Consider the following 24,629-nt stretch of genomic DNA (forward strand, 5'->3'; position numbering starts at 1 on the left):
GCCGCATTCCCGGCCTGACCCGCCCGTTGATGCGCGCGTTGCCACTCGGCGTCCAGGGCCGCAACGATTCATGTTGCACGCGGCAGCGGCGGACGGTCCGATGCCGATGCGATTCGCAAACGCCCCCACTTCAATTCCCAAAATGCAGATTGCGCAAATCGCGCGCCTGATCCAGAACTTGCCCTTCTTCCAGGGGCTGGACGAAGACGTGCTCGCCAAGCTGGCCCATGAGGCGCGCGTGCTGCGCGTGCAGAAACGAGAAGTCATCTTCCGCAAGGGAGACCCCTGTTGCGGCAGCTACATCATTGCCTACGGCCGTGTCCGCCAGTCGCTGTTCACCGGCCAGGGCGTTGAAAAGCCGCTGCGGGTGGTCGAGGCCGGCGGCGGCTTTGGCGACGCCACGCTGCTGCGCGACCTCGCGCACAACACGACGGCCATCGCGCTCGAGGACTCCGCGCTGGTCTATGTGCCCAAGGCCACCGTGCTGGCGTTGCTGCACGCCGACCCGCAGCTGACCTTGCGCCTGCTTTGCAGCCTGGCAGGTCGACTGCATCAGGCGGCCTCCGATATCGACGAGTTCTTCATGCACCCGCCGGGTGCGAGGCTGGCCAGCTACCTGTTGCGGCTGGTGCCGCCCAATGGCACAGGCGTGAGCCGCGTTCAACTCTCTCTGCACAAGCACCTGATGGCCGCACAGTTGAACCTGACGCCGGAAACCCTGTCGCGCTACTTCCGGGAGTTCTGCAAGCTGGGGCTGATCGAACTGCAAGGCAACAGCGTGACCATCCTGGATGTGCACAGGTTGAGCCAGCACGCGGCGGACAAAAAATAATCGGCAGTCGAATCATCGAACTGCCGATTGGAAACACCCTTTAGGAAGGGTTTGTTCTTCTTCCCGGAAAAACGAGCCGGATTACAGCTTGATCCAGATGTGCTCTTCCACCGACTGGAACACGCCTTCCGGAGCGACGGGAATCTTGGCGTTGTTGGCGGGGTCCATCGTGGCCATTTTCAGCTTTTCCAGGGCAGCCATGTTCTCGAAGGTTTCCAGCATCACCACCTGGCCGGCAGGACCGCCAAAGCGCGCGTAGACCTGGGCATGCAGGGCATAGACCTGGTTGACGGCTTCGCAGCGCTTCTTGGCGTAGACCATTGCGTCCTGCTGGTGGCCAGCGTGCGGGGTGCCGATACGGGTGAACATCACAGTCATTCTTGTACTCCTTGATATTGGTTTAATGAACGATCATCCAGATTTGCGGTGACCGGGCGTGATCCTAAGGATGAATGTTTTCGTTTGAGTTGCCCGGCGGCGCCAACTTCAAGAATCTTGATTTCAGTCAAGGAAATTCGCGCGAGGCCAGGAGTTCAGGGTCAATCCGGATTCCATCCGCACTGATTGCCATGCCGGCGAAAGTGATGCACAAGAGCGGGTTGTGTGAGTACTTTCGGTGACCTAGCATTCGCCATGCAGTGAGCAGGCCACAAGGCTTGTTCACCCGCGATCTCTGTTAGCAGTGTGAACAGGCCCTCCAGAACAATGCCCGCGCAGCAATTGCCTCCCGATGCACCGGCCAAGGCCGCCGCAATCCGCTACGCCAGGACCCTGACGCGCGACGCCGGGGAGCATGCCGCCAGCCTGAGCGCGTGGGATCAGCACTATGAACAGCTCTCGGCTGGGCGCTACGAGGGCTGCCTGGAAGAGTTCCATATCGGACCGGTGCAGATCTTCCGCGAACAATCCAACCAGGCCGTGCTGCAGGGTGGGCGTCCGCGCGCGAACACCATCTCCGTGGCGCTGACGTTGGCCACCCAAGTGGCGGGCTGGTACTGCGGGCATGAGATTGGCGAGGGCCGCGTATTTGCCCTCAGCTCGGATCGCGAGTTCGACCTCGTCGCCGGCGCCGGCATGGCGCTGGTCGGGGTCTGCGTCGACACGGCGGAGCTCGCCAAGCGCGCGGCCATCCTGCACGGCCGGGAGTTGCCGCTGAGCCTGCCCGGCCCGTCGCTCATCAGCCGGCCGACGATGCATCGGGACGCGCTGGCCCTGCTGGTCGACAGCGCCATGTCGCTGGTGCGTGACCGGCCCGCGACCCTTGCCGATGGGGCGCTGCGCAACCGGCTGGCGGAATCGCTCACCGATGCGGTGCTCGAGAGCATCGCACCGGACTGCATCGAGTCGGGCCTGCTTCCGGGCGCCGCCGCGCGCCGGCAGATCGTGGCGACCGCGCGGGAGTACATGCGCAGCCATGCGGACGAGCCCATCTCGGTGCCGGACCTGTGCGTGGCCACCGGCGCGTCACGCCGCGCATTGCAGTACGCGTTCGAGAACGTGGTTCAGCTGAGCCCGGTGACCTACCTGCGCGTCATGCGGCTCAACCGCGTGCGCAGCGAACTCCAGGCGCGGCACGGCGACACGGTCGGTGACGTGGCGGCGCGCTGGGGCTTCTGGCACCCGTCGCGCTTTGCGGCGGAATACCGCGAGCTGTTCGGCGAACTTCCCTCGGTCACGCGCATGCGATTCGCGTCCATGCCGCCGGAGCCGATGCGGCGGCACTGAGAAGGGGCGATCGAGCCCCCAGGGCCGGGCCACGCCCGCCCCCGCGGGGAATCACCTCGAGATGGCAAAGCCACATCGACTCGAGAGCCCATGCCCGCGGCCGGGCGTGCGGGTTATCCCTCCCCGAGGCCTTGCCAAAAGTGGATAACGCCGTGGCCCCCCGCGGCCCTAACCTTCGTCGCGCTGTCACCTCCGACCGACTGACGACCAGGAATCCACCATGCAAGACGTACCCACTTCACTCGCACTGCGCACCACCGGCCCGCGGCTGCGGCCGATCGGCCGGGCCATCGCCCTGGTCCTTGGCGCCTGCGCCATCGGCGCGGCCACGATGGGGTCGATGCCCGCGATGGCCCACGGCGGCGCGGCCCACATGGTGCCGATGACGAAGACGCTGGAAGACTTCGGCGCCAGCGTGCGCTTCGACCGCTTCTCCAACGTCTACACCATCAACCGCAACGGCACGCTGGTGCGCGTCAAGCCCGGCTCCAGGGAGGCGCTGGTCAACGGTCAGCCCCTGCAACTCGACGTGCCGGTGGTGATGCGCAAGGGCGCGCCGTACGTGTCGCACGATTTCATCAACCAGGTGTTCCAGTCGAACCTGGACAAGACCTTCGTCATCGAGCGCAAGGCCAGCCCGCTCAACCCGCTGACGGAGGCCGAGATCACGGCCACGGTGGACGTGCTCAAGGCCTCGGGCAAGTACCAGCCGGGCTACCGCTTCACCGAGATCAGCCTGAAGACGCCGCCCAAGGACCAGGTGTGGTCCTATGCCCTCGGCGGCCAGCCGGTCCAGGCGCCGCGGCAGGCCAACTTCGTGATCCTGGACGGCAAGAAGGTCATCGAAGGCACGGTGGACCTGGCCGCGCGCAGCCTGACGAACTGGAAGCCCATCGAAGGCGCGCACGGCATGGTGCTGCTGGACGACTTCGAGACGGTGCAGAAGGTCATCGAGGCCAGCCCCGAATACGCGCAGGCGCTGGCCAAGCGCGGCATCAACGACGTGAAGAAGGTCTACGCCACGCCGCTCACGGTGGGTTACTTCGACGGCAAGGATGGCCTGAAGCAGGAAGACCGGCTCTTGAAGGTGGTCAGCTATGCCGACGTCGGCGACGGCAACACCTGGGCACACCCCATCGAGAACCTGGTGGCCGTGGTCGACCTGGAGCAGAAGAAGATCATCAAGATCGAGGACTCGGGCGTCATCCCCGTGCCGATGAAGGCCACGCCCTATGACGGCCGCGACCGCGCGTTGACGGCCCCGCCCAAGCCGCTGGAGATCACCGAGCCCGAGGGCAAGAACTACACGATCACCGGCAACACGCTGCACTGGCGCAACTGGGATTTCCACATGCGGCTGGACTCGCGCGTGGGCATGATGCTCTCGACCGTCACCTACAACGACAAGGGCACCAAGCGCAAGATCATGTACGAGGGCTCGCTCGGCGGCATGATCGTGCCCTACGGCGACCCGGATGTCGGCTGGTACTTCAAGGCCTACCTCGACTCGGGCGAGTACGGCATGGGCACGCTGACCTCGCCGATCGTGGCCGGCAAGGATGCGCCGATGAACGCCGTGCTGCTCGACGCCACGCTGGCCGACTTCACCGGCAAGGCCTACAAGATCCCGAACGCGATGGCCGTGTTCGAGCGCTATGCCGGCCCCGAGTTCAAGCACAACGAGATGGGCAAGTACACCGTCAGCACCGAGCGGCGCGAACTGGTGGTGCGCTGGATCAGCACGGTCGGCAACTACGACTACATCTTCGACTGGGTCTTTGCCGAGAACGGCACCATCGGCATCAATGCCGGCGCCACCGGCATCGAGGCGGTCAAGGGCGTGAAGTCGCGCACCATGCAGGACCCGACGGCGGCCGAGGACACGCGCTACGGCACCTTGCTCGACCACAACATCGTCGGCACCACGCACCAGCACATCTACAACTTCCGGCTCGACCTCGACGTCGACGGCGAGAAGAACTCGCTGACCGAAGTCGACCCGGTGGTCGTGCCGAACACCCGCGGTGGACCGCGCACCAGCGCCATGGAAACGGTGACGCGCACCGTGGCGACCGAGCAGAAGGCCGCGCAGAAGTTCGACGCGGCCACCATCCGGCTGCTGAGCAATCCGGCGCGCAGCAACAAGGTCGGCAACCCCGTGTCCTACCAGCTGATTCCCTATGCAGGCGGCACGCATCCGATCGCCAAGGGCGCCAACTTCGCCAAGGACGAATGGATCAACCACCGCCTGAGCTTCATGGACCGCCAGCTCTGGGTCACCCGCTACAACCCCGACGAGCTGTTCCCCGAGGGCAAGTACCCCAACCGCTCCAACAAGGACACCGGTCTCGGCGAATTCGTCGCCGACGACCAGTCCATCGAGAACGCCGACGACGTGGTGTGGCTCACCACCGGCACCACCCACGTGGCGCGTGCCGAGGAGTGGCCGATCATGCCGACGGAGTGGGTCAACGTGCTGCTCAAGCCGTGGAACTTCTTCGACGAAACGCCGACGCTGGGGCTGAACGCGCCTGCAGCCAAGGCCAAGTAAACCCACCAGGACCCCAGGATGCAAGACGATCAAACGCAAGCAACGAGCGGCAGCGATTCATCACGTGGAACCCAGCGCCGCGACTTTCTCAAGCTGGGTGCGGCAGCACTGGCTGCGCCCCTGGGCGTGATGGCGCAATCCGCGCACGCCGCCGCCAAGGGCGCTGGCGAGATCACCGGCTTGACGGCGATCCAGCTCTCGCAGGCGATCCAGTCGCGCAGCGTCTCGTGCGTGGAGGTCATGACGGCCTACCTCGCGCAGATCGACCGCTTCAATCCGAAGGTCAATGCAATCGTCTCGCTGCAGGCGCGCGACGGCTTGCTGGCGCAGGCCACCGAGCGTGACGCGCAGCTGGCCAGCGCCACCAAGGCGGGCCAGCGCGTGGGCTGGATGCATGGCTTTCCGCAGGCGCCGAAGGACCTGACGAACACGGCCGGCATCGTCACGACCCAAGGCTCGCCGATCCTGAAGAACAACGTGCCCAAGACCGACTCGATCATCGTCGAGCGGGTCCGCAAGGCCGGCGCGGTGCTGGTCGGCAAGACCAACACGCCGGAGTTCGGCCTGGGTTCGCACACCTACAACACGGTGTTCGGCACCACGCTCAACGCCTACGACACCAGCAAGAGCGCGGGCGGCAGCAGTGGCGGCGCGGCCGTCTCGCTGGCCCTGAACATGCTGCCCGTGGCCGACGGCAGCGACATGATGGGTTCGCTGCGCAACCCCGCGGCATGGAACAACGTCTACGGCTTCCGGCCTTCCCTGGGCCGCGTGCCTTTCGGCCCGACCAGCGAGGTCTTCCTGCAGCAACTCGGCTACGAAGGGCCGATGGGACGCAACGTGGCCGACCTGGCCATGCTGCTGTCGGTGCAGGCGGGCTACGATGCGCGCACGCCGCAGTCCATCGACCAGGACCCGGCGATGTTCGCCAAGCCGTTGCAGAAGGACTTCAAGGGCGTGCGCGTCGGCTGGCTCGGCGACTTCAACGGCTACCTGCCGATGGAACCGGGCGTCATGGACACCTGTATCCAGGCCCTCAAGAACTTCGAGGCCATCGGCTGCAAGGTCGAGGCGGTGCAACCCGACTTCCCGATGGAGAAGCTCTGGAGCACCTGGCTTTCGATGCGCGGCTTCGTCATCGCGGGCGTGGCCGGCGGCTTGTATGCCGACCCCAAGCTGCGCGCCATGATGAAGCCCGAGGCCATCTGGGAAGTCGAGAACGGCCTGAAGCTTTCTGGCGCGGACGTGTTCAAGGCGGGGGTCGATCGGTCGAGCTGGTATCAGGCGCTGAACAACCTGTTCAAGACCTACGACTACCTGGTGCTGCCGTCGGCGCAGGTGTTCCCTTTCGACGCCAAGCTCGACTGGCCCAAGAGCATCAACGGCAAGCCGATGGACACCTACCACCGCTGGATGGAAGTGGTGGTGGGCGGCACGCTCGCCGGCCTGCCGGTCCTCAACGTACCCGCCGGCTTCGGTTCGAACGGATTGCCCATGGGCCTGCAAGTCATGGGACGCGCGCAAGCGGACCTCGCGGTGCTGCAGGTCGGGCATGCCTATGACCAGGCGAGCGGCTACACCTCGCGGCGCAGTCCGCTGCTGGGTTGAACAGCAGTTCACCCGACCTGAGCACTTCATCAACAAAACCTAAATGTAGGGACAAGACAATGCATCAAGCCACCATGACCATCGGCGGCCGCGCCGTCGCCGGCGCCGGCACCTTCGAGGTCCGCAATCCATCGACCGGGCAAGTGATCGGCACCGCGCCCAACGGCTCCAGCGCGGACCTGGACGCGGCCGTCGCCGCCGCGCATGCCGCCTTCCAGAGCTGGTCGCAGAAGTCCGACGCCGAGCTGGCCGAGGCCTGCGTCGCGGTCACGAACAAGATCAACGCGCATGCCGAAGAACTGGCCGTGCTGCTCACGCAGGAACAAGGCAAGCCGCTGAACGGCATGGGCTCGCGCTTCGAGGTCGGCGGCGCCGGCGCGTGGTCCGGCTACACGGCGGGGCTGTCGCTGCCGATGCGCGTCCTGCAGGACAACGAGCAAGGCCGCATCGAACTGCATCGCAAGCCCCTGGGCGTGGTCGGTTCCATCACGCCGTGGAACTATCCGGTGCTGATCGCCGTGTGGCATGTGTTGCCCGCGCTGCGCACCGGCAACACGGTGGTCATCAAGCCATCGCCCTTCACGCCGCTGGCCACCTTGCGCATGGTCGAGTTGCTCAACGAGGTGCTGCCGCCCGGCGTGATCAACAGCGTCAGCTGCGACGACAAGACCTCCAACCTGGGCGCCCAGATGTCGGCGCACCCGGTCATCCGCAAGATCGTCTTCACCGGCTCCACCGGCACCGGCAAGCGCGTCATGGCGTCCGCCGCGGAAACGCTCAAGCGCCTCACCCTGGAGCTGGGTGGCAACGATGCCGGCATCGTGCTGCCCGACGCCGACCCCAAGGCCATTGCAGAAGGCCTGTTCTGGGGCGGCTTCATCAACAACGGCCAGACCTGCGCCGCGATGAAGCGCCTGTATGTGCACGACAGCATCCATGACGATGTCTGCGAGCACTTGGTGGCCTACGCGCGCAACGTGAAGATGGGCGACGGCATGGACGAGACGAGCATGCTGGGCCCGATGCAGAACCGCCCGCAGTTCGACATCGTCTCGCGCCTGGTGGCCGATGCGAAGAAGAAGGGCGAGGTGCTGATCGGCGGCGAGCCGGGCGACGGGCTGTTCTTCCCGGCGACGATCATTGCCGGGCTCAAGAACGGCGATTCCCTGGTCGACACCGAACAGTTCGGCCCCGCGCTTCCCGTCATCCGCTATTCCGACGTCAACGAAGCCGTCCGCGCCGCCAATGACAGTCACAACGGCCTGGGCGGTTCGGTGTGGTCGAGCGACATCGACCATGCCAAGCGCATCGCCCTGCGCATGGAAACCGGCTCGGTGTGGATCAACAAGCACGGCGCCATCCAGCCCAACGCGCCATTCGGTGGCGTCAAGCTGTCGGGCGTGGGCTCCGAGTTCACCGAAGACGGCATGAAGGAATACACCGACGGCCAGGTGATCTTCAGCTGAAGAAGGTGTGAAGCTCTCTACTGCGGCCACCGATCTCGGGTCTGCGGTGTTGGCTCCGGCATGACAAGCGCTTCGCGCAGTTGTCAGCCTCTGCCGCAACTTCGTTGTCACCGTACTTGACGCCGGTTCCGCTCCGCGAGCCGGCCTCGGCGCCCTCGCTACGAAATCTTCACACCTTCTGGCGCGAATTTGGCGGGCAGGGCGCTGCCCCGATGGAGTCAGCCCGCCTCGTCGGCGGCCGGTTCTTCCGGTTTCTCCAGCTTCTTGTTGCGCACCTGCCGGATCATCGCTTCGCCTTCCACGTCCTTGCCGTCGGAGGGCACCGATTCTTCCTGGGTGATTTCCGGCTCTTCGTTGTCGCCGGGCTTGGTGCGTGACGATTCGCTGGGGCTCATGGCAGTCTCCTGGTAGTAGACCGCCAGACTGCGTGCGTTCCCGAGGGTGGCGCCTCGGCGGAACGCTTCATGCGCCGTCAGCCTGCGCCGACGCCGGGCAGGCCCAGGTCCCGGTAGACCGCGTCGGCCTGCCGGCGCAGGCGGAGCGACTCCGGCTGCCCGTTCAATTGCCGTTGCAGCATCCCCTGGGCGCCGGTGAGCGCGGTCGTGGTGGCGCTGCGCACCAGCGCATCGAGATAGACCTGCTCGAACAGGTCGCGCTGGGCATGGCTGCCGCCGATCTCGATCAGCCGGGGCAGGGCGAGGGCCAGGCCTTCGATGGCGGCCGCGTGGTCGCCGCGCGCATGGGCGCGCAGCCCGTACGCGGCGGGCACGCAGACGCGCTCCCAGGCGGCGCGGGTCGAGCGGGGCGCACGCGGCGCGTAGGCCTCGATGTTGTGCAGCAAGGTGTCGGCCTCGGGCCTTCCCGCCCGGGCCAGGCCGTAGAGGTATTGCAGGTCGAGGAAGGGCAGGACGTGATCGCCGGTGCGCTGCGCCAGGTGCCCGGCCAGGTCCTGCCAGCGATCGCCGACGTCGATGCCGGCCAGCTCGAAGCGTGCCAGCAGGGACGCGGCGCCGATCTGGTCCTGCGAATAAGCCTTGACCACGCCCCAGACCTGTTCGTCGTACAGGGCCAGCGCCTCGGCATCGCGGCCCAGGTCGATGAGGAAGAGCGCGACATGCCACCAGTTGTGCGTGACCATGAACGAGTTCAGGCCGGTCCAGCAATCGCTGACTGCGCGCATGAAGCCGAGCCCTTCGGCAAGGCGGCCTTCGGTCAGCATCACATGGCCCAGCGCGTGATGGGCCCAGGGTTCCTTGCGGCACAGGGCGATGGCGCGGCGCGCGCTGGATTCGGCCTCGCGCATGAGGTGGCATTGCTCGTAGCCGAAGGCCGCCATGCCATGCACGTAGGGCACATCGGCCGATGCCTGCAGTGTGGCCAGCGCGATGCGCAGCATGCCCGGGCAGTCGCCGACGTTGAAGCAGTGGTACTGGCCCAGCTTGAGCGAGGCCAGGTCGCGCGGAAACTCGCGCGCCTGCTCCTCGTGCAGCCGGATCGCCTGGGCGATGTCGCCGGACACCCACGCCGCCACCGCCGCGATGAAGCGCCGCTCGCGCGGCGTGGCCCGCCCGACGCCGGACTGCGCGCGTGCGATGAAAGGCCGCGCATTGGCCACGGCGTCGCGCGACTCCGCGAACATGTGCAGCGCGGCGCAATACGCCTGCACGATCGGGCTGGTGTCCCGCGCCACCGACAACACATTCACCGCCCGCGCCTCGCACGAGATGAAGCCCATGACGAAATCGTCGACCGCGCGCACGCTGGCGACGTCGCTCACGCTGAGGGGATTGCCGAGGCTGTCGGTGTGCATCGGGCCATTGTGCCGCCGCGCCCGCCCTCGCGGCCGGCCGGCCGCAAGCCCGCGGTTCAGGCGCGGACGGGAGCGTCGCCGGGCCGGAACACGAGCGACCCGACCAGCGCGCAAGCGGCCAGCGTCCAGACGATCACCGCGCCCGACGGCAGGTCGAGCAGGGCCGACAGCGCCAGGCCCAGGCCGTAGCCCACCGCGCCGATGCCATAGGCCAGCCTCAAGCGCTTCGCCCCCGAATAGGCCAGCGTACCCAGCGCCGGAATGATCAGGCTGGAGAACACGAGGTACACCCCCACCAGTTGCACCGAAGCCGTCACCGCCAGCGCGAACACGCCGTAGAAGCCGAAGCGCCCGAGCCGTGCGACCCAACCCATGCGCAGCGCTACCAGCAGCACCGCCGACACGCCGCCGAGCCACATCAGTTGCGTGGTGTTGACCCACAAGATCTGGCCCACGAGCAAGTCCTTCAGATGCTCGCCGCCATGCGGATTGCTGGCCAGCATCAGGATGCCGGCGCAGGCCGCGAGGATGAACATGACACCGATCAAGGCCTCCTGCTGCTTGGGCGCGCGCCGCTCTGTCCAGGTCAGCAGCCAGGCGCCGAGCAGGGCGGCGCCCACGGCAGCGGCCTGCACCGCCATGCCGCCTTCGGGCAGCCCCAGTGCGTCGGCCGCGATCACGCCGAGCCCGGCGATCTGCGCAATGGCCAGGTCGATGAAGACGATGCCGCGGTCCAGCACCTGCACGCCCAGCGGTACGTGCGTCGCCAGCACCAGCAGCCCCGCGACCAGCGCGGGCCCGAGGATGCCCCAGTCGAGCGCGCTCCAGTTCAAGGCTTTGCTCCGGCGCCGGTGAGCCGCGCCACCGTGTCATCGAAGAGTCCGAACAGGTCCTTGGCGCCGTCCGTGCCGCCCACGGTGAAGGGCAGCTTCACCGCCGGAATGCCCGCGTTCTTGCTGAGCCAGTCGGAAGGCCGTGAATCCTGGTAGGCAGCGTAGAGCACCATGCGCACCGGCTGGCCCTTGATCGCGGCTTGCACTTCCTGCAGGTGCGAAGCGGTCGGCTCCACGCCCGGCTTCGGCTCCAGCACCGCGATTTCCTTCAGGCCGAGCCAGTCGTAGAGGTAGACGAAGGCGTTGTGCTGCGACACCACCGGCGCACCCTTGAGCGGCGCGGCCTTCGCCGCCCAGCCCGCCATCGACTTCTGCCAGCGCTGCGAGAAGTCGCTGGTCGCCTTGGCATAGTCGGCGGCATGCGCCGGGTCCACCTGCTGCAGCCGCGCGCCCAGCGCCGTCGCCACGGCCGCGATGTTGCGCGGGTCGGTCTGGATGTGCGGGTTGCCGGCTGCGTGTACATCGCCTTGCGAGCGGTCGACCGTGGTCGGCACTTCGAGCTTGCGCACGAAATCGGCGGCGGCGAAGTTGCCGGGCAGCCCCGCCTGGATCTTGGGGTTGCCGGACTGTTGCAGCAGGACCGGCAGCCAGCCGATCTCCAGTTCCGCGCCGGTGCACACGACCAGGTCGGCGCTGCGTGCGCGTGCGATCAGGCTGGGCTTGGCCTGGATCTGGTGCGGGTCCTGCAACGCGTTGGTCGCCACCGACACGTCGACGTTGCTGCCGCCGAGTTCCTGCGCCAGCGCGCCCCATTCGGGCTCGCAGGCAAACACGCGCAGGGCCGCACCGGCGGGCGCCGCGAGCAGCAGCAGCGGCGCGGCCAGCGTCGCCAGAAGGGTCGAGCGATTCAATTTCATGGAGGTTCTCCGGTGGTCGGTCTCAAGCAGATGGGGTGTTGCCACTTCGCGGGACCTTGGGGGGCGGGAGTGTCGAAGGAGTTTCATGGGGTGCTCAGTAGCTGTGCGCGCCGTGCGCGCCCAGGCTCATCTGGTATTGCAGCGAGATCTGGTTGTCGGGCTTGCCCTCGCGCGCGCGGTCCTGCGCGAACTGCAGGCGGATGCGGGAGAACTCGCTCGGGTTGTAGTCCAGCATGATGGAGTTCTTCTTCGCCCGGTAGCCGGTGCCCACCAGCCCGGTATCGAGGCCGAACGATGGCGTGCCCGGGTCCAGCTGTTCCGTGCGCAGGCCGATGCGCCAGGCGGGCATGAACTGGTAGACACCTTGCAGGTACCAGCCGGACTGCGTCACGCCGTAGGGGCTCGGCAATGCGGAGCCGTCGGCTGCCAGAACCATGCTGCCGTCGCGTTGGCTGCGCAGGTATTCGCCCTGCAGCTTGAAGTTGGTGCGCGTCGCGTTGCCGTTTGGCGCCCACTTCCAGACGCCATCCAGCACCCACACGCGCGAGTTGCCGGTGAACTGGCTGGCAAACGGCAAGCCGGCGGCGTCGACGCCCGTCAAGGTCTGGTCGCTCGCCTTCGCGCTGAGCATCGAGATGCCGGCGCGCCATGAGTTGCTCACGCCGATATCGCCGCCGGTGTGGGCGTAGAGCGCGTACATGCCGGCACCGTTGCCGTCCTTGTCGCTGCCCGGGAAGGTGCGGCCGCGGCCCAGTTCGGCCCCGAGTTCCAGGTACTGGTCGATGGGCGCGAGCCATTTCAACTGCACGCCGTCGTCGCCGTACTGCGTGCCGAGCATGGCCTGGTAGGCCAGCGGCGCGTCGACGAAGTCCCAGGTGTGGGAATGCTGCGGGTTCAGGTAGCCCACGCCCGAGAAGAAGCGGCCGCCCTTGAGCGTGAAGCCCTTGCCCAATGCCGTGGTCTCGACGAAGGCTTCCTCGATCGACACCGAGTTGTCGGCGGCGACCGAGATGTTCGCGGCGCCGCGGAACCACGGATCGACGCTGGCGGAGAAGCCGAGCTCGGTTTCGCCGAGGCTGAAGTTGCGCGTGCCGGGGCCGATCTCCGCGCCGGGCGGCAAAGGAAAGCCCGTGATCCGGTAGTCCGCAGGGTCGCGCGACGTGTGGGTGTAGCCGCCGGACAGGATCAGCGAGAGTGCAGGGTTGAAGGCGTTGGCGCCGCCGCCACCACCCGCCGAGGCAACCGTGGCAGGGGCCGCAGCAGCGGCTGGGGTGGCCTGGGGCGAGGGTTGGGCCACCGTGGTGGGCGGTGACCATGTGTCCGCGGGGGCCGTCGCCACAGCCGCGGTCCCGGCTGCGGCCGTGGCTGATGCAGGCGTCTTCGCGGTCGCCGTGCCTGGCGCGGACACCGCGGCTTCGGCCGACTTGACGCGCTGCTCCAGCGCCTTCAGGCGGGCTTCGTAGTCGGCGCGCATCGCCTTCATTTCCTTTTGCAGTGCGCGCACATCGGAGGTGGTGTCGGCCATCGCGCCGATCGGAAGGGACAGGGCGAGCGCGAGGCTCGCCGGCAAGAACTTGGGCATGAGGGAAACGCTCCCGGCAAATACGTCGAACCGCGCCCGGCCGCGGTTCAGGCGGGTCGGGCGCAACTGGAAACAGTCAGCGGTCAGGCGTCGGGAGGAGCGCGGCCTTGGTAGGCCAGGGCGAGGAGGTTCTCGCGCAGGTTGTCGAAGGCCGGCCGCGGCGTTTCGACGGGCGCTGCCGGGGGCAGCGCAAGGGAGGGCGGGCTGGCTGCCAGAGCGCCGCCGGCAATGGCGCCCGCCGTGGCGCAGAGGTCGCACTGCAACACGTGGGTCGCGGCCTTCTGATCCGCCGCCGCAGCGAGTGCCTCGCCCGCGTGCGACAGCAGGTGCGAGGTTGCCGCCACCTGCGCCACCGGCAGCAACAGCACGAGCCAGAGCAACCACGCGAGGTGGCGCGGCGGGCGCGTGAGGCGGGAGTGGGCTGCGGGCATGGTGGAGGGCGAATCTTAGCCGCTGGATCTTCCGCCGGCGTGCCGGGGGCGACAAGGCCTCCTTGCGGAATCGCGCACAAGTCGAGAGATGGCCGATGCCGTCGATCGAGGAGCACAACGGCGGGCTCGCGCCACGGCAGACGCGCGGCGCCTGCCGCGGACAGTCAACCCAGGCTCTTCTTCATGAAGGCCAGGTAGAAGTCTCCCGCGTACCTGTCGATGCGCGCGAACTCCTCGTACCCGTGCTTCAGGTAGAAGCCGCGCGCCTGCCATTCGAAGGTCTCCAGCTTGGCATTGCGCGCATCCAGTTCGATCGCCCGCGCTTCCGCCTGCGAGAGCAGCTGCAAGCCCAGGCCCTGGCCACGCGCACTTTCTTCCACCCACAGCACGTCGATGTGCAGCCAGTACAGGAACACGTAGGCCCGCACGCCACCAACCACCTTGCCATCGGCGTCCTTGGCGTTCAGTCGAACCGGCTGCGTCTCGGGGTACTCGCCGACGAAGCCGTAGTTGAACTCGCGCAACTGGCGCCCGACGTAGCCCGAGCGGACCTCTTCCTCCGTGGCCTGCGCGATGCGCAGCCCGGACCCGTGTTCAGGCACCGGGCGGCTCCGGCCAGGGGCGCTGCGCTTCGCGAATCTGCTCGAAAGCGCGCGCGACGCGCAGCACGCCCAGGTCGTCGAAGCGCTGCCCGGCAATCTGCAGGCCGATCGGCAGACCGGCCGCGCTGTAGCCGCAGTTGATCGAGGCAGCCGGCTGCTCCGACATGTTGAAGGGCACGGTGAAGCCGATATGTTCCAGCGGACGCAACGGGTCGTTCGTCGGCGAGGGGTCTTCGGCCGGGGCAGGCATGTTCGGCGCCACGGGCGAGATCACGTAGTCGAACTTCGAACAGGCCGCGACCGCGGCCACCCGCGTCGCGTGGAACTGGCTGAAGGCGCGGAACACATGCTCTCCGCTGAAGCCGTCGGCGCTCCCGGCCCAGGCGCGAATGTAGGGCAGCACCTTCGCGCGCTGGTCCGGCCGCACCGACTGCATGTCGACGTGCGAGCGCATGCGCCACAGGTGGTCCATGCCGTCGAGCATCGCCTGCGTCATGAAGGGCTGCATCGGCTCGACGATGGCGCCGGCCGCTTCGAACAGCCGGGCAGCATGCTCCACTGCCGCGTGGATTTCGGGATCGACCGGTAGCCCGCAGCCCGCATCGAGCAGCAAGCCGATGCGCAGGCCCTTCAGGTGATCTGCGCCGACTTCGTGGCTCGCCCAATCGATGTCGTTCGGCGGCAGGTTCATGCTGTCGCGCGCGTCCGGCCGGGACAGCACCTGCATCATCAGCGCGCTGTCGGACACGGTGCGCGTCATCGGTCCGGCCGCCCGGCCCATGTAGGGCGGGTCGATCGGGATGCGACCCAGGCTGGGCTTGAGCGTGAAGATGCCGCACCAGCCGGCCGGCAGCCGCAACGATCCGCCGATGTCGGTGCCGACGTGCAGCGGTCCGTAGCCGGCGGCGGCCGCAGCGCCCGCGCCCGCGCTGGAGCCGCCCGGCGTGCGGCTCAGGTCCCACGGATTGCGCGCCAGCGTATGGAAGCTCGACAAGCCCGAGGACAACATGCCGTAGTCGGGCATGGTGGTCTTGCTGAAGATCACCGCGCCGGTCTCCCGCAGGCGAGCGGCCGGAGGCGCATCGAGCGCGGCCGGCTTCAGGTCCACGGCGGCGGTGCCTGCGGGCAGCGGGTCGCCACGCGTCGCGATGTTTTCCTTGATGGTGACCGGCACGCCGTCGAGCGGACCGAGCGGCGCGCCGCTGCGCCAGCGTGCCTCCGAGGCGCGTGCCTGCTCAAGCGCAGCCTCGGGGCGCAGCAGGTACGTGGCCTGCAGCCGGTGCTCCCACCGCGCGACGTGTGCCAGCACGTCCTGCGTCACCTCGACGGGCGACAGCTTGCCCTCGCGGTAGGCACTCAACAGTTCAACCGCCGAAGCGGAATGCAATGCGTTGTTCATTCAGCAGCGATCGAGGCAATGGGGTGGAGCACTGCGAGACCGGCCTTGCCGGTCCGCAGAAGTTGCCCCGGACGAGGGGGCGCGGGAGTAGCCGAAGGGCGTGGAGCCTGGAGCGCGAGCCGATTCACCAGCTCATGGCCGCCACATCGTTGACGAAGATCGGGCTTTCCTTCCACAGGCCCTTCACGCCCTTCTTGGCCACGCTCGGGAACAGCGGCTGGTACAGGAAGCCGTTGGCCGCATCGGTGGCCAGCAGCTTCTGCGCGTCGCCGAGCAGCCTGGCGCGGTCGGCGGCATTGCCGGTCTGCTTGATCTTGTCGTAGAGCGTGGTGAAGGCCTTCGAGTCGTAGCCCCAGTAGTAGTCGGGCTTGGCATAGTTGCCGAGGTCGAAGGGCTCCACATGCGACACGATGGTGAGGTCGTAGTCGTGCGGGCCGCCATAGGTGTTGCTGAGCCACTGGGCCCATTCGACGTTCTGGATCTTCACGTTGATGCCGATCTTGGCCAGCTGGGCCGCGATCACCTCGCCACCCTGGCGCGCATAGGCCGGCGGCGGCAGCGTCATCGTGAGTTCGAGCGGCGTCTTGACACCGGCCTCGGCCAGCAGCTTCTTGGCCTTCTCGATGTCGAAGGGGTTGATGCCGGTCGTGTCGACATACCCTTCCGCACCGGGCACGTAGTGGCTGCCGATCGGCGTGCCGAAGCCGTCGGCAGCGCCCTCGACCACCGCCTTGCGGTCGATCGCGGCCAGGATGGCGCGACGCACGCGCACGTCGTCGAGCGGCTTCTTCTTGCTGTTGATGGCCAGAATGGTCTTGGCGCGCGAGCCGCCCTGGATCACCTGGAACTGCGGGTTGCTCTTGAACTGCGCCACGGCGCGGGTGCCGATGGGCTTGAACACATCCACGTCGCCCGCCAGCAGCGCCGCGGCCTGCGCGGCGGTGTCGGAGATGAAGCGGAAGGTGACCTTCTTCAGCTTGGCCTCGCCGGGGTTGCGATAGCCGTCCCACTTGCTCATCACGAGCGAGGAACCCTTGGCCCAGCTGTCGAGCTTGTAGGGACCGGTGCCCACGGGCTTGGTCGCGTTGGTGTCGACGCTCTTGGGCTCGACGATGACGGCCGTCGCCTGGCCCAGCAGGAAGGGCAGGTCCGGGTCGATCTCCTTGTTGATCAGCACCACGGTGTTTTCATCGACCACCTGCGTGCTCAGGGCCGCGAAGGTGCGCTTGTCCTTGTTGGTGCTCTTCTCCCCGCCCGCGCGGTCGAAGGAAAACTTCACGGCCTGTGCGTTGAAGGGCTCGCCGTTCTGGAACTTGACGCCACGGCGCAGCTTGAAGGTGTAGGTCTTGAGGTCGGGCGAAACCTCCCAGCTCTCGGCCAGCAACGGCGTGACCTTGCCGTCGGCATTCACCTTGGTCAGGGTCTCGAAGACGTTGTAGAGCACCACCTCGGCAATGGCCGACGCCGCGTTCGCCGTCGGGTCCAGGCCCGGCGGTTCCAGCGTGATGCCGATCACGATGGCGTCCTTCCGCCCCTGCGCCAGTGCAATCTGCGGCACTGTGGTGGCCAGCGCGGCCATGGCGGTGGACGTGAGAACGGTGCGGCGGTTCAGCATGGTCGACGACTCCAGGAGAAGAAGAAAGATTGCAGGAAAGAATACGTTACATCAACTCACGACCGGCGGCTCGGCCCGCGGCACCGCGGCGAGCAGGGCCTGCGTGTACGGGTGCTGGGCATGGGCGAACAGTTGCTGCGGCGCGCCGCGCTCCACCACAAGGCCGCGGTGCAGCACGCAGACCTCGTCGCACAGGTGGTTGACCACCGCGAGGTCGTGGCTGATGAGCAGGTAGCTGATGCCGAACTGCTGCTGCAGGTCCTGCATGAGGTTCAGCACCTGGGCCTGCACCGACACGTCGAGCGCGCTCACTGGCTCGTCGGCCACGATGAGCTTGGGGCGCGTGATCAGCGCGCGGGCGATGGCGATGCGCTGGCGCTGGCCTCCGGAAAATTCGTGCGGGTACTTGTCGAGGTCGCTGCTGCGCAGTCCGACGGCGGCGAGCGACTCGCTGGCGCGTTGACGTTGTTCCGCGCGGCTGGTCTCGGCCAGGGCTTCGAGCGGTTCGGCCACGATGCGCGCCACGGTCTGGCGCGGGTCGAGCGAGCCATACGGGTCCTGGAACACCATCTGCACATCGCGCCGCGCCGCGCGCAATTCCTGGCGCGGCAGCGCATGCAGGTCGCGCCCTTCCAGCCGGACGCTGCCGGACGTGGGCCGGTCCAGCGCCATCACCAGCCGCGCGATGGTCGACTTGCCCGAGCCCGATTCCCCGACGATGCCCATGCTGCGTCCCGGCTGCACGCTGAAGCTCACGCCGTTGAGCGCCTTGACAACAGGCGATGGGCCGAACAGCTTTTCGCGCGGCAGTTCGTAGTGGCGCACCAGGTCGGAGACCTCCAGCAGCGGCGTCTTCGTCATGCCTGCACCGCCGTGGCAGCGATGACCTCGTCGAGTCGGATGCAACGAACTTCATGGTCGTGCCGCATCTGCATCGCCGGCGGCCGCGTTGTGTGGCAGGCCTCCACCGTGAAGCTGCAACGTCCCGCGAAGGGGCACCCGGCCGGCAGATCGACCAGTTCGGGCACGCTGCCCTGGATGGTCGCCAGCCGCGCGCCGCGTGGTGCACCCAACGCCGGTCGCGCCGCGAACAGGCCCTGCGTGTAAGGATGCGCGCGCTCGGCGAACACGGTCGCGGTCGGGCCGCTTTCGACGATGCTGCCGCCGTACATGACGAGCACCTTCGACACGCTTTGCGCGATCACGCCGAGGTCGTGCGAGATCAGGATCATGGCCATGCCGCGTTCCGCCACCAGGCCCTTGATGAGGTCGAGGATCTGCTTCTGGATGGTCACGTCCAGGGCAGTGGTCGGCTCGTCGGCGATCAGCAGGTCGGGCCCGCAGGCCAACGCCATCGCGATGCCGATGCGTTGCCGCTGCCCGCCCGAGAACTGGTGCGGATAGGCATCGAGCCGCGACGCCGCATCGGGAATGCCCACGCGGTCCAGCAACGCCAGCACCTCCTTGCGCGCATCGGCGGCCGACAGCCCGCGATGCAGGCGCAGCGGTTCGCCGACCTGGCGCACGATCGTGTGCACCGGGTTCAGCGCCGTCATCGGCTCCTGGAAGATCATGCCGATGCGGTCGCCCCGGATGCCGCACATCGCGCGCTCGCCCAGGCCCACCAGTTCCTGCCCTTCGAAGCGGATGCTGCCCGTGACCTTGGCGCTCGACGGCAGCAGGCCCATCAAGGACTGCACCGTGATCGACTTGCCGCAACCCGACTCGCCCACGATGCCCATCGTCTCGCCGCGCTCCAGCGTGAAGCCGATGCCGCGCACGGCCTCGGCCGGGCCGCGCTGTGTCTGCAGGCCGATGTGGAGGTTGTCGACTTCTAGCAGGGGCATGTCAGGGGGCGGAAACGGGAGCGGACGGCCGAACGCAGAAGTCGCAAAGGTTTCGCAGAAGTCGCAGAAGGAAGACAGAAAGGATGAGGTTCGCCTTTTGCATCTTTCGCGTCCTTTGCGCTTCTTCGCGCCCTTCGCGTACGGTCAAGTCCGCATTCATCAGCGTGCCCTCGCCAATCGCGGGTCGAGCAGGTCGCGCAGGCCGTCGCCCAGCAGGTTCAGGCCCAGCACCGCCAGCACGATCGCCATGCCGGGCCAGACTGCGAGCAAGGGCGCCTGGTACATCAGCGTCTGCGCCTCGGTCAGCATGCGGCCCCACGAAGGTTGCGGCGGCTGCGTGCCCAGGCCGAGGTAGGAGAGGGCGGCTTCGGCCAGGATCGCGATGGCAAAGCGGATGGTGATCTGCACGATCAGCACCGCCGAGATGTTGGGCAGCACGTGCTGCATGGTGATCGCGAAAGTGCCCTTGCCGCAGGCGCGCGCCGCGGCGACGTACTCGCGCGACCAGATCGCATTGGCCGAGGCCCGCGTGATGCGCGCGAAGGTCGGGATGTTGTAGATCCCGATCGCGATGATCGCGTTCACGATGCCGGCGCCGAACACGGCGGTCAGCATGATGGCCGACAGGATCGCCGGGAAGGCCAGGGAGAAGTCGGTCAGCCGCATGATGGCTTCCTCCAGCCAGCCGCGCCGGGCCGCAGCGAGCAGGCCGAGCGCCGTCCCGACGACCAGGCCGATGCCGACCGCGATCACGCCCACCAGGATCGACGCGCGCGCGCCCACCAGCAGCAGCGAGGCCACGTCGCGCCCGTAGGCATCGGTGCCCAGCCAGTGCGCAGCGGAGGGCGGCTGCAGCTTGCTCGCGATGTCCATCTCGTAGGGTGACCACGGCGTCCACACGAACGAGATGCCCGCGGCGAGCAGCAGCAGCAGGCTCAGCACCGCGCCGATGGCAAAGCTGCGATGGTGGAATGCGCGGCGCCAGAAGCCCGGCACGGTGAGTGCCGCCGCGCTCGGTACGACGACCGTGTTCATCGGAGCCCCCACGCTCGGCACGTCGTGTCCTCGCTGCCCCCTGAGGGAGCGCGAACTTGCGTGGGGCGGCCCTGCACCGCGCTCATATGTCCGAAGCCTTGATGCGCGGGTCGATCACCGCATACAACACGTCGACCACGAAGTTCACGATCACCACCATGGCCGCGAGCAGCATCACGCAGTTGCGCACCACGATCAAGTCGCGGTTGCTGATGGCCTGGAATATCAGGCGACCCAGGCCGGGCAGGTAGAACACGCTCTCGATCACGATGGTGCCCGCGAGCAACTCCGAGAACTGGAGGCCCATCACCGTCACGACCGGAATCATCGCGTTGCGCAGCACGTGCCGCCACAGCACAGCGCGCTGCGAGATGCCCTTGGCTCGCGCCGTGCGCACGAAGTCCTCGCGCATCACCTCGAGCACGGCCGAGCGCGTGATGCGCGCGAGGATCGCGGCCTGCACCACGCCCAGCGAGAGCGCGGGCAGGAGCAGCGCCTTGAGGCCGGTCAGGATGCCGTCATCCCACCCGTCGAAGCCACCCGCCGAGAACCATTGCAGCGTCTTCGCGAACACCAGGATCAGCAGGATCGCGAACCAGAAATTCGGAATGGCAATGCCCACCTGAGTGAGCCCCATGAGCCCCACGTCGCCCAGCTTGTTGTGCCGCGCGGCCGCCGTCACGCCCACCAGCAGGGCCAGGACGGTGGTGAAAGCCATCGCCATCAACGCGAGCGGCACGGTGAGGGCGAGCCGCTCCAGGATCAGCTCGACGACCGGCGTGCTGTAGGCATAGCTGTCGCCCAGGTCGCCGCGCAGCATGCCGGCGATCCAGTGCCAGTAGCGCAGCCATGCGGGTTGGTCGATGCCCAGCTTGTGCGCCAGCGCGGCCACGGCTTCCGGGGCGGCGTCGGCGCCCATGAGCAACTGGGCGGCGTTGCCCGGCAGGATTTCCAGAACTCCGAAGACGATGATCGAAGCCCCGATCAATGTCGCGATCAGGGTCAGGATGCGCTTGAAAAGAAACAGGCTCATGGGGCGGGGCGCAGCATAACCCGAGGATGCAATGATCGTTCCAGGGGCTTTGACCCGCGACGGATAATCGCAACATGGCCCTGATGATCACCGACGAATGCATCAACTGCGACGTGTGCGAACCCGAGTGCCCGAACGACGCCATCTACATGGGCGTCGAGATCTACGAGATCAATCCGCACAAGTGCACCGAATGCGTGGGCCATTTCGACGAGCCGCAATGCGTGCAGGTCTGCCCCGTGGCCTGCATCCCGGTGAATCCCGCGCATGTCGAGACGCGAGAGACCTTGTTCGAGAAGTTCCAGCGACTCGCCGCTGCGAAGGCGGCCGCTACAGCGTCCGGGTCTCCGGCCCCTTGAACTTCATCGTCGATTTCCGCGGCTCGCGCTCGAGCTTGCGGATGCGTGCCTGGTGCACGCGTTCGGCCGAAGCGGCACGCCGTTCTGCCAACGCAAATCGACGGGCCTCCGCAGCCGCCTTGCGGTCACGGTCGATCGCGTCCTTGTCGCGGCGAAGGCGGGTGCGCTCCATCTGGTCGGCTTCGACCTGGTTGCGGCGCGTGGCGTTGTCGGCGGCGCGCCGGTCGGCCTCGCTGCGGCTGTCGTCCACATTCAACGACTTGCCTTCCTTGCACGGCTGGTCGGTGTAGGTCGAGCCGCAACGCCAGACGCCGTGCGGCGACGTGGCGGCGATGCCCGCGAGATGCGTGCAGAGCGCGAGCGAAACGATCGCGATGGATCGAAGTAGTGGCTGTGCCATCTTGTCGTGTCTCCCTGTCCGTTGTCTTGTGGGGCCGATGCTAACCCGGGGCCGGCGATGCACCGCCAGCGTTTCCCCCACCCTCTTCGGGCTCGCGCCGCGGCGGCTTGGGCCGAGGCGGCTTGCTGGTGTGGATCTGCATCGTGGCCTTCTCCATCTCGCCCGCCACGAGCGCGGGCACCGCGTGCAGCGTGCGCGCGATGGCGTCCTCTATCGCCTCGCGCTGCTCCTTCAGCGGCTTTTTCAGCACCCAGTGGATGACCTCGCTCTTGACGCCCGGATGCCCGATGCCCAGCCGCAGCCGCCAATAGTCACCCGTGCCCAGTTGCGCGTGGATGTCGCGCAGTCCGTTGTGACCCGCATGGCTGCCGCCGAACTTGAGCTTGGCCTGTCCGGGTGTCACGTCAAGCTCGTCGTGCACCACGAGGATCTCGTCCGGCTGGATCTTGAAGAAACGCGCCAGCGCACCGACGGACTTGCCTGACAGGTTCATGAAGGTCTGCGGCTCCAGCAGCCAGACACTCTGTCCGTTGACGTTGGCCCGAGCCACCAGCCCGTGGTAGCTGCGCTCCGGGACCAGCGACAGCTTCCAGTCCCGCGCCAGCGCATCCACCCACCAGAAGCCCGCGTTGTGCCGCGTGGCCTCGTATTCCGGGCCCGGATTGCCCAGGCCGACGAACAACTTGATCATGATTTCGATTATCCGGTCGCCAAAACGGAAACGGCCCGCACTGGGCGGGCCGTCGATCTGCAGACAGCAGGAAGTGAATTACTTCTTGGCAGTCTTGGCAGCCGGCGTCTTCGCAGCCGGGGTCTTGGCGGCGGGCTTGCCACCCTTGCCAGCCGGTGCGGCTGCAGCGGCCTCGGCGCCTTCGGCCTTGACTTCTTCTTCCTCGGCGACCGGAGCGGAGGCCGAAGCCAGCACTGCGTTCACCTTGCCGTGGCTGACCCACTTCACGCCGCGCGGCAGCTTGATGTCCTTCAGCGTGACCGTGCCGTTGTTCTTCAGCCCGGACAGGTCGACCTCGATGAATTCGGGCAGTTCTGCGGGCAGGCAGTTCACTTCGAGTTCGGTCGTCACGTGGTTGACCAGGTTGTGCTCGAGCTTGACGGCGTCGGACTCTTCTTCACCCTTGAAGTGGAGCGGCACCTTCATGGTCATGCGGGTCTTGGCATCGACGCGCTGGAAGTCGATGTGCTGGACCAGCTGGCGGAACGGGTGGTATTGCACGTCGCGCAGCAGGACCTTGCTGACGTTGCCGGCCAGTTCCATCTCGAGGATCGAGGCGTGGAACGCTTCCTTCTTCAGGGCGTGCCACAGTGCGTTGTGGTCGACCTCGATCAGCTGGGGCTCGGTGCCACCACCGTAGACGATACCGGGCGTCTTGCCCGAGATGCGGAGACGGCGGCTCGCACCCGTGCCCTGCTTGGCGCGCTCAAAAGCGACGAATTTCATATCTAACTCCTGTAAGGGTCCACCGCGACCAGTGCGACCCCGTTTCGAATGGGCTCACCCGAAGGGAGCCCGCCTTTTGCTCAGAACAGGTTGTCCTGATCCGAGAACAAACTCATGACCGACTCGCCCTTGGCAATGCGCTGGATCGTCTCGGCGATCAGCGGTGCCACGGACAGTTGGCGAATTTTTCCGCTGGTCAATGCGCCGTCGGACAGGGGAATCGTGTTGGTCACGACCACTTCGTCCAGCGCAGTGCCCTGCGTGATCCGCTCGATGGCGGGGCCCGAGAAAATCGGGTGCGTGCAATACGCGTAAACCTTCTTGGCGCCGCGCTCCTTGAGCACTTCGGCCGCCTTCACCAGCGTACCGGCCGTGTCGATCATGTCGTCCATGATCACGCAGTTGCGGCCGTCGATCTCGCCGATCACGTGCATGACCTCGCTCACGTTGGCGCGCGGACGGCGCTTGTCGATGATGGCCAGGTCGCAATTCAGTTGCTTGGCCAGCGCGCGGGCGCGAACCACGCCGCCGACGTCGGGCGACACCACGATCAGGTCTTCGTAGTTCTTCAGCCGCAGGTCGCCCAGCAGCACCGGCGACGCATAGATGTTGTCGACCGGGATGTCGAAGAAGCCCTGGATCTGGTCTGCGTGCAGGTCCATGGTCAACACGCGGGCCACGCCAACGGTTTCCAGCAGGTTGGCGACCACCTTGGCCGAGATCGGCACCCGGCTCGAGCGCGGGCGGCGGTCCTGTCGGGCATAGCCGAAGTAGGGGATGACGGCGCTGATCCGCTCGGCCGAGGCGCGCTTGAGCGCGTCGACCATGATCAGCAATTCCATCAGGTTCTCGTTGGTCGGTGCGCAGGTCGACTGCACCACGAACACATCGCGTGCCCGGACGTTCTGGTTGATCTCTACCGTGACCTCGCCATCGGAGAAGCGACCGACGCGGGCGGCGCCGACCGTCGTGCCGAGGTTGTGGGCGATTTCTGCTGCAAGGCCAGGATTGGCGTTGCCGGTGAAAACCATGAAATCAGGATGGTGAGCCTGCATGAGTACGTTCCGGCAATTCGGCAAAAAAGCCCTCCGGGGAGGGCTACGTGTAGTCTTGAAATCCCCGCAGCCC

The 24,629-nt window shown here is 67.0% G+C and carries 25 protein-coding genes; 6 read left to right on the forward strand and 19 right to left on the reverse strand.

The window, feature by feature from the left end; translation table 11 throughout:
• Positions 1 to 142 precede the first annotated feature (142 nt).
• Complete coding sequence (locus tag HCU76_RS19125) at positions 143 to 832, forward strand: Crp/Fnr family transcriptional regulator (RefSeq protein ID WP_218510331.1); 690 nt, start codon at positions 143 to 145, stop codon at positions 830 to 832.
• Between the two features lie 81 nt (positions 833 to 913).
• On the opposite strand, the gene HCU76_RS19130 is transcribed toward HCU76_RS19125, so the two are convergent.
• Both HCU76_RS19130 and HCU76_RS36680 read right to left on the reverse strand, forming a co-directional pair.
• Entirely contained in the window at positions 914 to 1,210 is a 297-nt protein-coding gene (locus HCU76_RS19130; RefSeq protein ID WP_213955117.1) for a hypothetical protein, read from the reverse strand.
• The gene (locus HCU76_RS36680) at positions 1,207 to 1,341 is read right to left on the reverse strand and encodes a hypothetical protein (protein WP_256354287.1); all 135 of its coding nucleotides are present in this window, start codon (positions 1,339 to 1,341) and stop codon (positions 1,207 to 1,209) included. The genes HCU76_RS19130 and HCU76_RS36680 overlap by 4 nt, the downstream gene beginning before the upstream one ends.
• 196 nt (positions 1,342 to 1,537) lie before the next feature.
• On the opposite strand from HCU76_RS36680, the gene HCU76_RS19135 reads away from it, so the two are divergent.
• The 4 genes from HCU76_RS19135 to HCU76_RS19150 all read left to right on the forward strand — a co-directional run bounded on the left by HCU76_RS19135 (position 1,538) and on the right by HCU76_RS19150 (position 8,182).
• Positions 1,538 to 2,557 (forward strand): helix-turn-helix domain-containing protein, encoded by a 1,020-nt coding sequence (locus HCU76_RS19135; RefSeq protein ID WP_218510332.1) that lies wholly within the window; start codon positions 1,538 to 1,540, stop codon positions 2,555 to 2,557.
• Between the two features lie 220 nt (positions 2,558 to 2,777).
• A complete protein-coding gene (gene tynA, locus HCU76_RS19140; protein WP_218510333.1) occupies positions 2,778 to 5,108 on the forward strand; it encodes a primary-amine oxidase in 2,331 nt (776 codons plus the stop codon).
• A gap of 129 nt (positions 5,109 to 5,237) precedes the next feature.
• Positions 5,238 to 6,716: an amidase gene (locus HCU76_RS19145; protein ID WP_218510397.1), complete on the forward strand. Its 1,479-nt coding sequence runs from the start codon at positions 5,238 to 5,240 to the stop codon at positions 6,714 to 6,716.
• A 59-nt stretch (positions 6,717 to 6,775) separates the two neighbouring features.
• Positions 6,776 to 8,182 carry an aldehyde dehydrogenase family protein gene (locus HCU76_RS19150; protein ID WP_218510334.1) on the forward strand — a complete coding sequence of 469 codons (1,407 nt, stop codon included), beginning with the start codon at positions 6,776 to 6,778 and terminating at the stop codon, positions 8,180 to 8,182.
• Positions 8,183 to 8,400: 218 nt separating this feature from the next.
• Here the strand turns inward: HCU76_RS19150 and HCU76_RS19155 are convergent, their stop codons facing one another.
• The 13 genes from HCU76_RS19155 to HCU76_RS19215 all read right to left on the reverse strand — a co-directional run bounded on the left by HCU76_RS19155 (position 8,401) and on the right by HCU76_RS19215 (position 21,286).
• Positions 8,401 to 8,577 carry a hypothetical protein gene (locus tag HCU76_RS19155; RefSeq protein ID WP_218510335.1) on the reverse strand — a complete coding sequence of 59 codons (177 nt, stop codon included), beginning with the start codon at positions 8,575 to 8,577 and terminating at the stop codon, positions 8,401 to 8,403.
• A gap of 77 nt (positions 8,578 to 8,654) precedes the next feature.
• Positions 8,655 to 9,992 carry a tetratricopeptide repeat protein gene (locus HCU76_RS19160; RefSeq protein ID WP_218510336.1) on the reverse strand — a complete coding sequence of 446 codons (1,338 nt, stop codon included), beginning with the start codon at positions 9,990 to 9,992 and terminating at the stop codon, positions 8,655 to 8,657.
• Positions 9,993 to 10,048: 56 nt separating this feature from the next.
• A complete protein-coding gene (locus HCU76_RS19165; protein ID WP_218510337.1) occupies positions 10,049 to 10,825 on the reverse strand; it encodes a metal ABC transporter permease in 777 nt (258 codons plus the stop codon).
• Positions 10,822 to 11,742: a metal ABC transporter solute-binding protein, Zn/Mn family gene (locus HCU76_RS19170; protein WP_218510338.1), complete on the reverse strand. Its 921-nt coding sequence runs from the start codon at positions 11,740 to 11,742 to the stop codon at positions 10,822 to 10,824. The genes HCU76_RS19165 and HCU76_RS19170 overlap by 4 nt, the downstream gene beginning before the upstream one ends.
• Before the next feature lie 94 nt (positions 11,743 to 11,836).
• Positions 11,837 to 13,324 carry a porin gene (locus tag HCU76_RS19175; RefSeq protein WP_218510339.1) on the reverse strand — a complete coding sequence of 496 codons (1,488 nt, stop codon included), beginning with the start codon at positions 13,322 to 13,324 and terminating at the stop codon, positions 11,837 to 11,839.
• Positions 13,325 to 13,407: 83 nt separating this feature from the next.
• Positions 13,408 to 13,755 carry a hypothetical protein gene (locus HCU76_RS19180; RefSeq protein ID WP_218510340.1) on the reverse strand — a complete coding sequence of 116 codons (348 nt, stop codon included), beginning with the start codon at positions 13,753 to 13,755 and terminating at the stop codon, positions 13,408 to 13,410.
• Between the two features lie 164 nt (positions 13,756 to 13,919).
• The gene (locus HCU76_RS19185) at positions 13,920 to 14,357 is read right to left on the reverse strand and encodes a GNAT family N-acetyltransferase (protein ID WP_371319856.1); all 438 of its coding nucleotides are present in this window, start codon (positions 14,355 to 14,357) and stop codon (positions 13,920 to 13,922) included.
• Positions 14,350 to 15,756 carry an amidase gene (locus tag HCU76_RS19190; protein ID WP_218510341.1) on the reverse strand — a complete coding sequence of 469 codons (1,407 nt, stop codon included), beginning with the start codon at positions 15,754 to 15,756 and terminating at the stop codon, positions 14,350 to 14,352. The genes HCU76_RS19185 and HCU76_RS19190 overlap by 8 nt, the downstream gene beginning before the upstream one ends.
• A gap of 124 nt (positions 15,757 to 15,880) precedes the next feature.
• Positions 15,881 to 17,371 carry an ABC transporter substrate-binding protein gene (locus tag HCU76_RS19195; protein ID WP_213955106.1) on the reverse strand — a complete coding sequence of 497 codons (1,491 nt, stop codon included), beginning with the start codon at positions 17,369 to 17,371 and terminating at the stop codon, positions 15,881 to 15,883.
• A 51-nt stretch (positions 17,372 to 17,422) separates the two neighbouring features.
• Complete coding sequence (locus HCU76_RS19200; protein ID WP_218510342.1) at positions 17,423 to 18,232, reverse strand: ATP-binding cassette domain-containing protein; 810 nt, start codon at positions 18,230 to 18,232, stop codon at positions 17,423 to 17,425.
• Positions 18,229 to 19,218, reverse strand: a complete 990-nt coding sequence (locus tag HCU76_RS19205) for an ABC transporter ATP-binding protein (protein ID WP_218510343.1) — start codon at positions 19,216 to 19,218, stop codon at positions 18,229 to 18,231. Before HCU76_RS19205 ends, HCU76_RS19200 begins: the two co-directional genes overlap by 4 nt.
• Positions 19,219 to 19,377: 159 nt before the next feature.
• The gene (locus HCU76_RS19210; protein WP_213955103.1) at positions 19,378 to 20,253 is read right to left on the reverse strand and encodes an ABC transporter permease; all 876 of its coding nucleotides are present in this window, start codon (positions 20,251 to 20,253) and stop codon (positions 19,378 to 19,380) included.
• An 82-nt stretch (positions 20,254 to 20,335) separates the two neighbouring features.
• Positions 20,336 to 21,286, reverse strand: a complete 951-nt coding sequence (locus tag HCU76_RS19215) for an ABC transporter permease (protein WP_213955102.1) — start codon at positions 21,284 to 21,286, stop codon at positions 20,336 to 20,338.
• Between the two features lie 74 nt (positions 21,287 to 21,360).
• Here HCU76_RS19215 and HCU76_RS19220 point away from each other — a divergent pair, with 74 nt between their 5' ends.
• The gene (locus HCU76_RS19220; RefSeq protein ID WP_218510344.1) at positions 21,361 to 21,645 is read left to right on the forward strand and encodes a YfhL family 4Fe-4S dicluster ferredoxin; all 285 of its coding nucleotides are present in this window, start codon (positions 21,361 to 21,363) and stop codon (positions 21,643 to 21,645) included.
• On the opposite strand, the gene HCU76_RS19225 is transcribed toward HCU76_RS19220, so the two are convergent.
• The 4 genes from HCU76_RS19225 to HCU76_RS19240 form a co-directional block, all read right to left on the reverse strand.
• The gene (locus HCU76_RS19225; RefSeq protein ID WP_256354288.1) at positions 21,617 to 22,045 is read right to left on the reverse strand and encodes a hypothetical protein; all 429 of its coding nucleotides are present in this window, start codon (positions 22,043 to 22,045) and stop codon (positions 21,617 to 21,619) included. The two genes, HCU76_RS19220 and HCU76_RS19225, sit on opposite strands and share 29 nt — an antisense overlap.
• A gap of 40 nt (positions 22,046 to 22,085) precedes the next feature.
• Positions 22,086 to 22,736, reverse strand: a complete 651-nt coding sequence (gene pth, locus HCU76_RS19230; RefSeq protein WP_213955099.1) for an aminoacyl-tRNA hydrolase — start codon at positions 22,734 to 22,736, stop codon at positions 22,086 to 22,088.
• Between the two features lie 78 nt (positions 22,737 to 22,814).
• Entirely contained in the window at positions 22,815 to 23,501 is a 687-nt protein-coding gene (locus HCU76_RS19235) for a 50S ribosomal protein L25/general stress protein Ctc (RefSeq protein ID WP_218510345.1), read from the reverse strand.
• An 80-nt stretch (positions 23,502 to 23,581) separates the two neighbouring features.
• Positions 23,582 to 24,556 (reverse strand): ribose-phosphate pyrophosphokinase, encoded by a 975-nt coding sequence (locus tag HCU76_RS19240; RefSeq protein WP_218510346.1) that lies wholly within the window; start codon positions 24,554 to 24,556, stop codon positions 23,582 to 23,584.
• Positions 24,557 to 24,629 lie beyond the last annotated feature (73 nt).

It is taken from the genome of Variovorax sp. dw_308, from assembly GCF_019207085.1.
In the GTDB taxonomy this organism is placed as follows: domain Bacteria; phylum Pseudomonadota; class Gammaproteobacteria; order Burkholderiales; family Burkholderiaceae_C; genus Variovorax.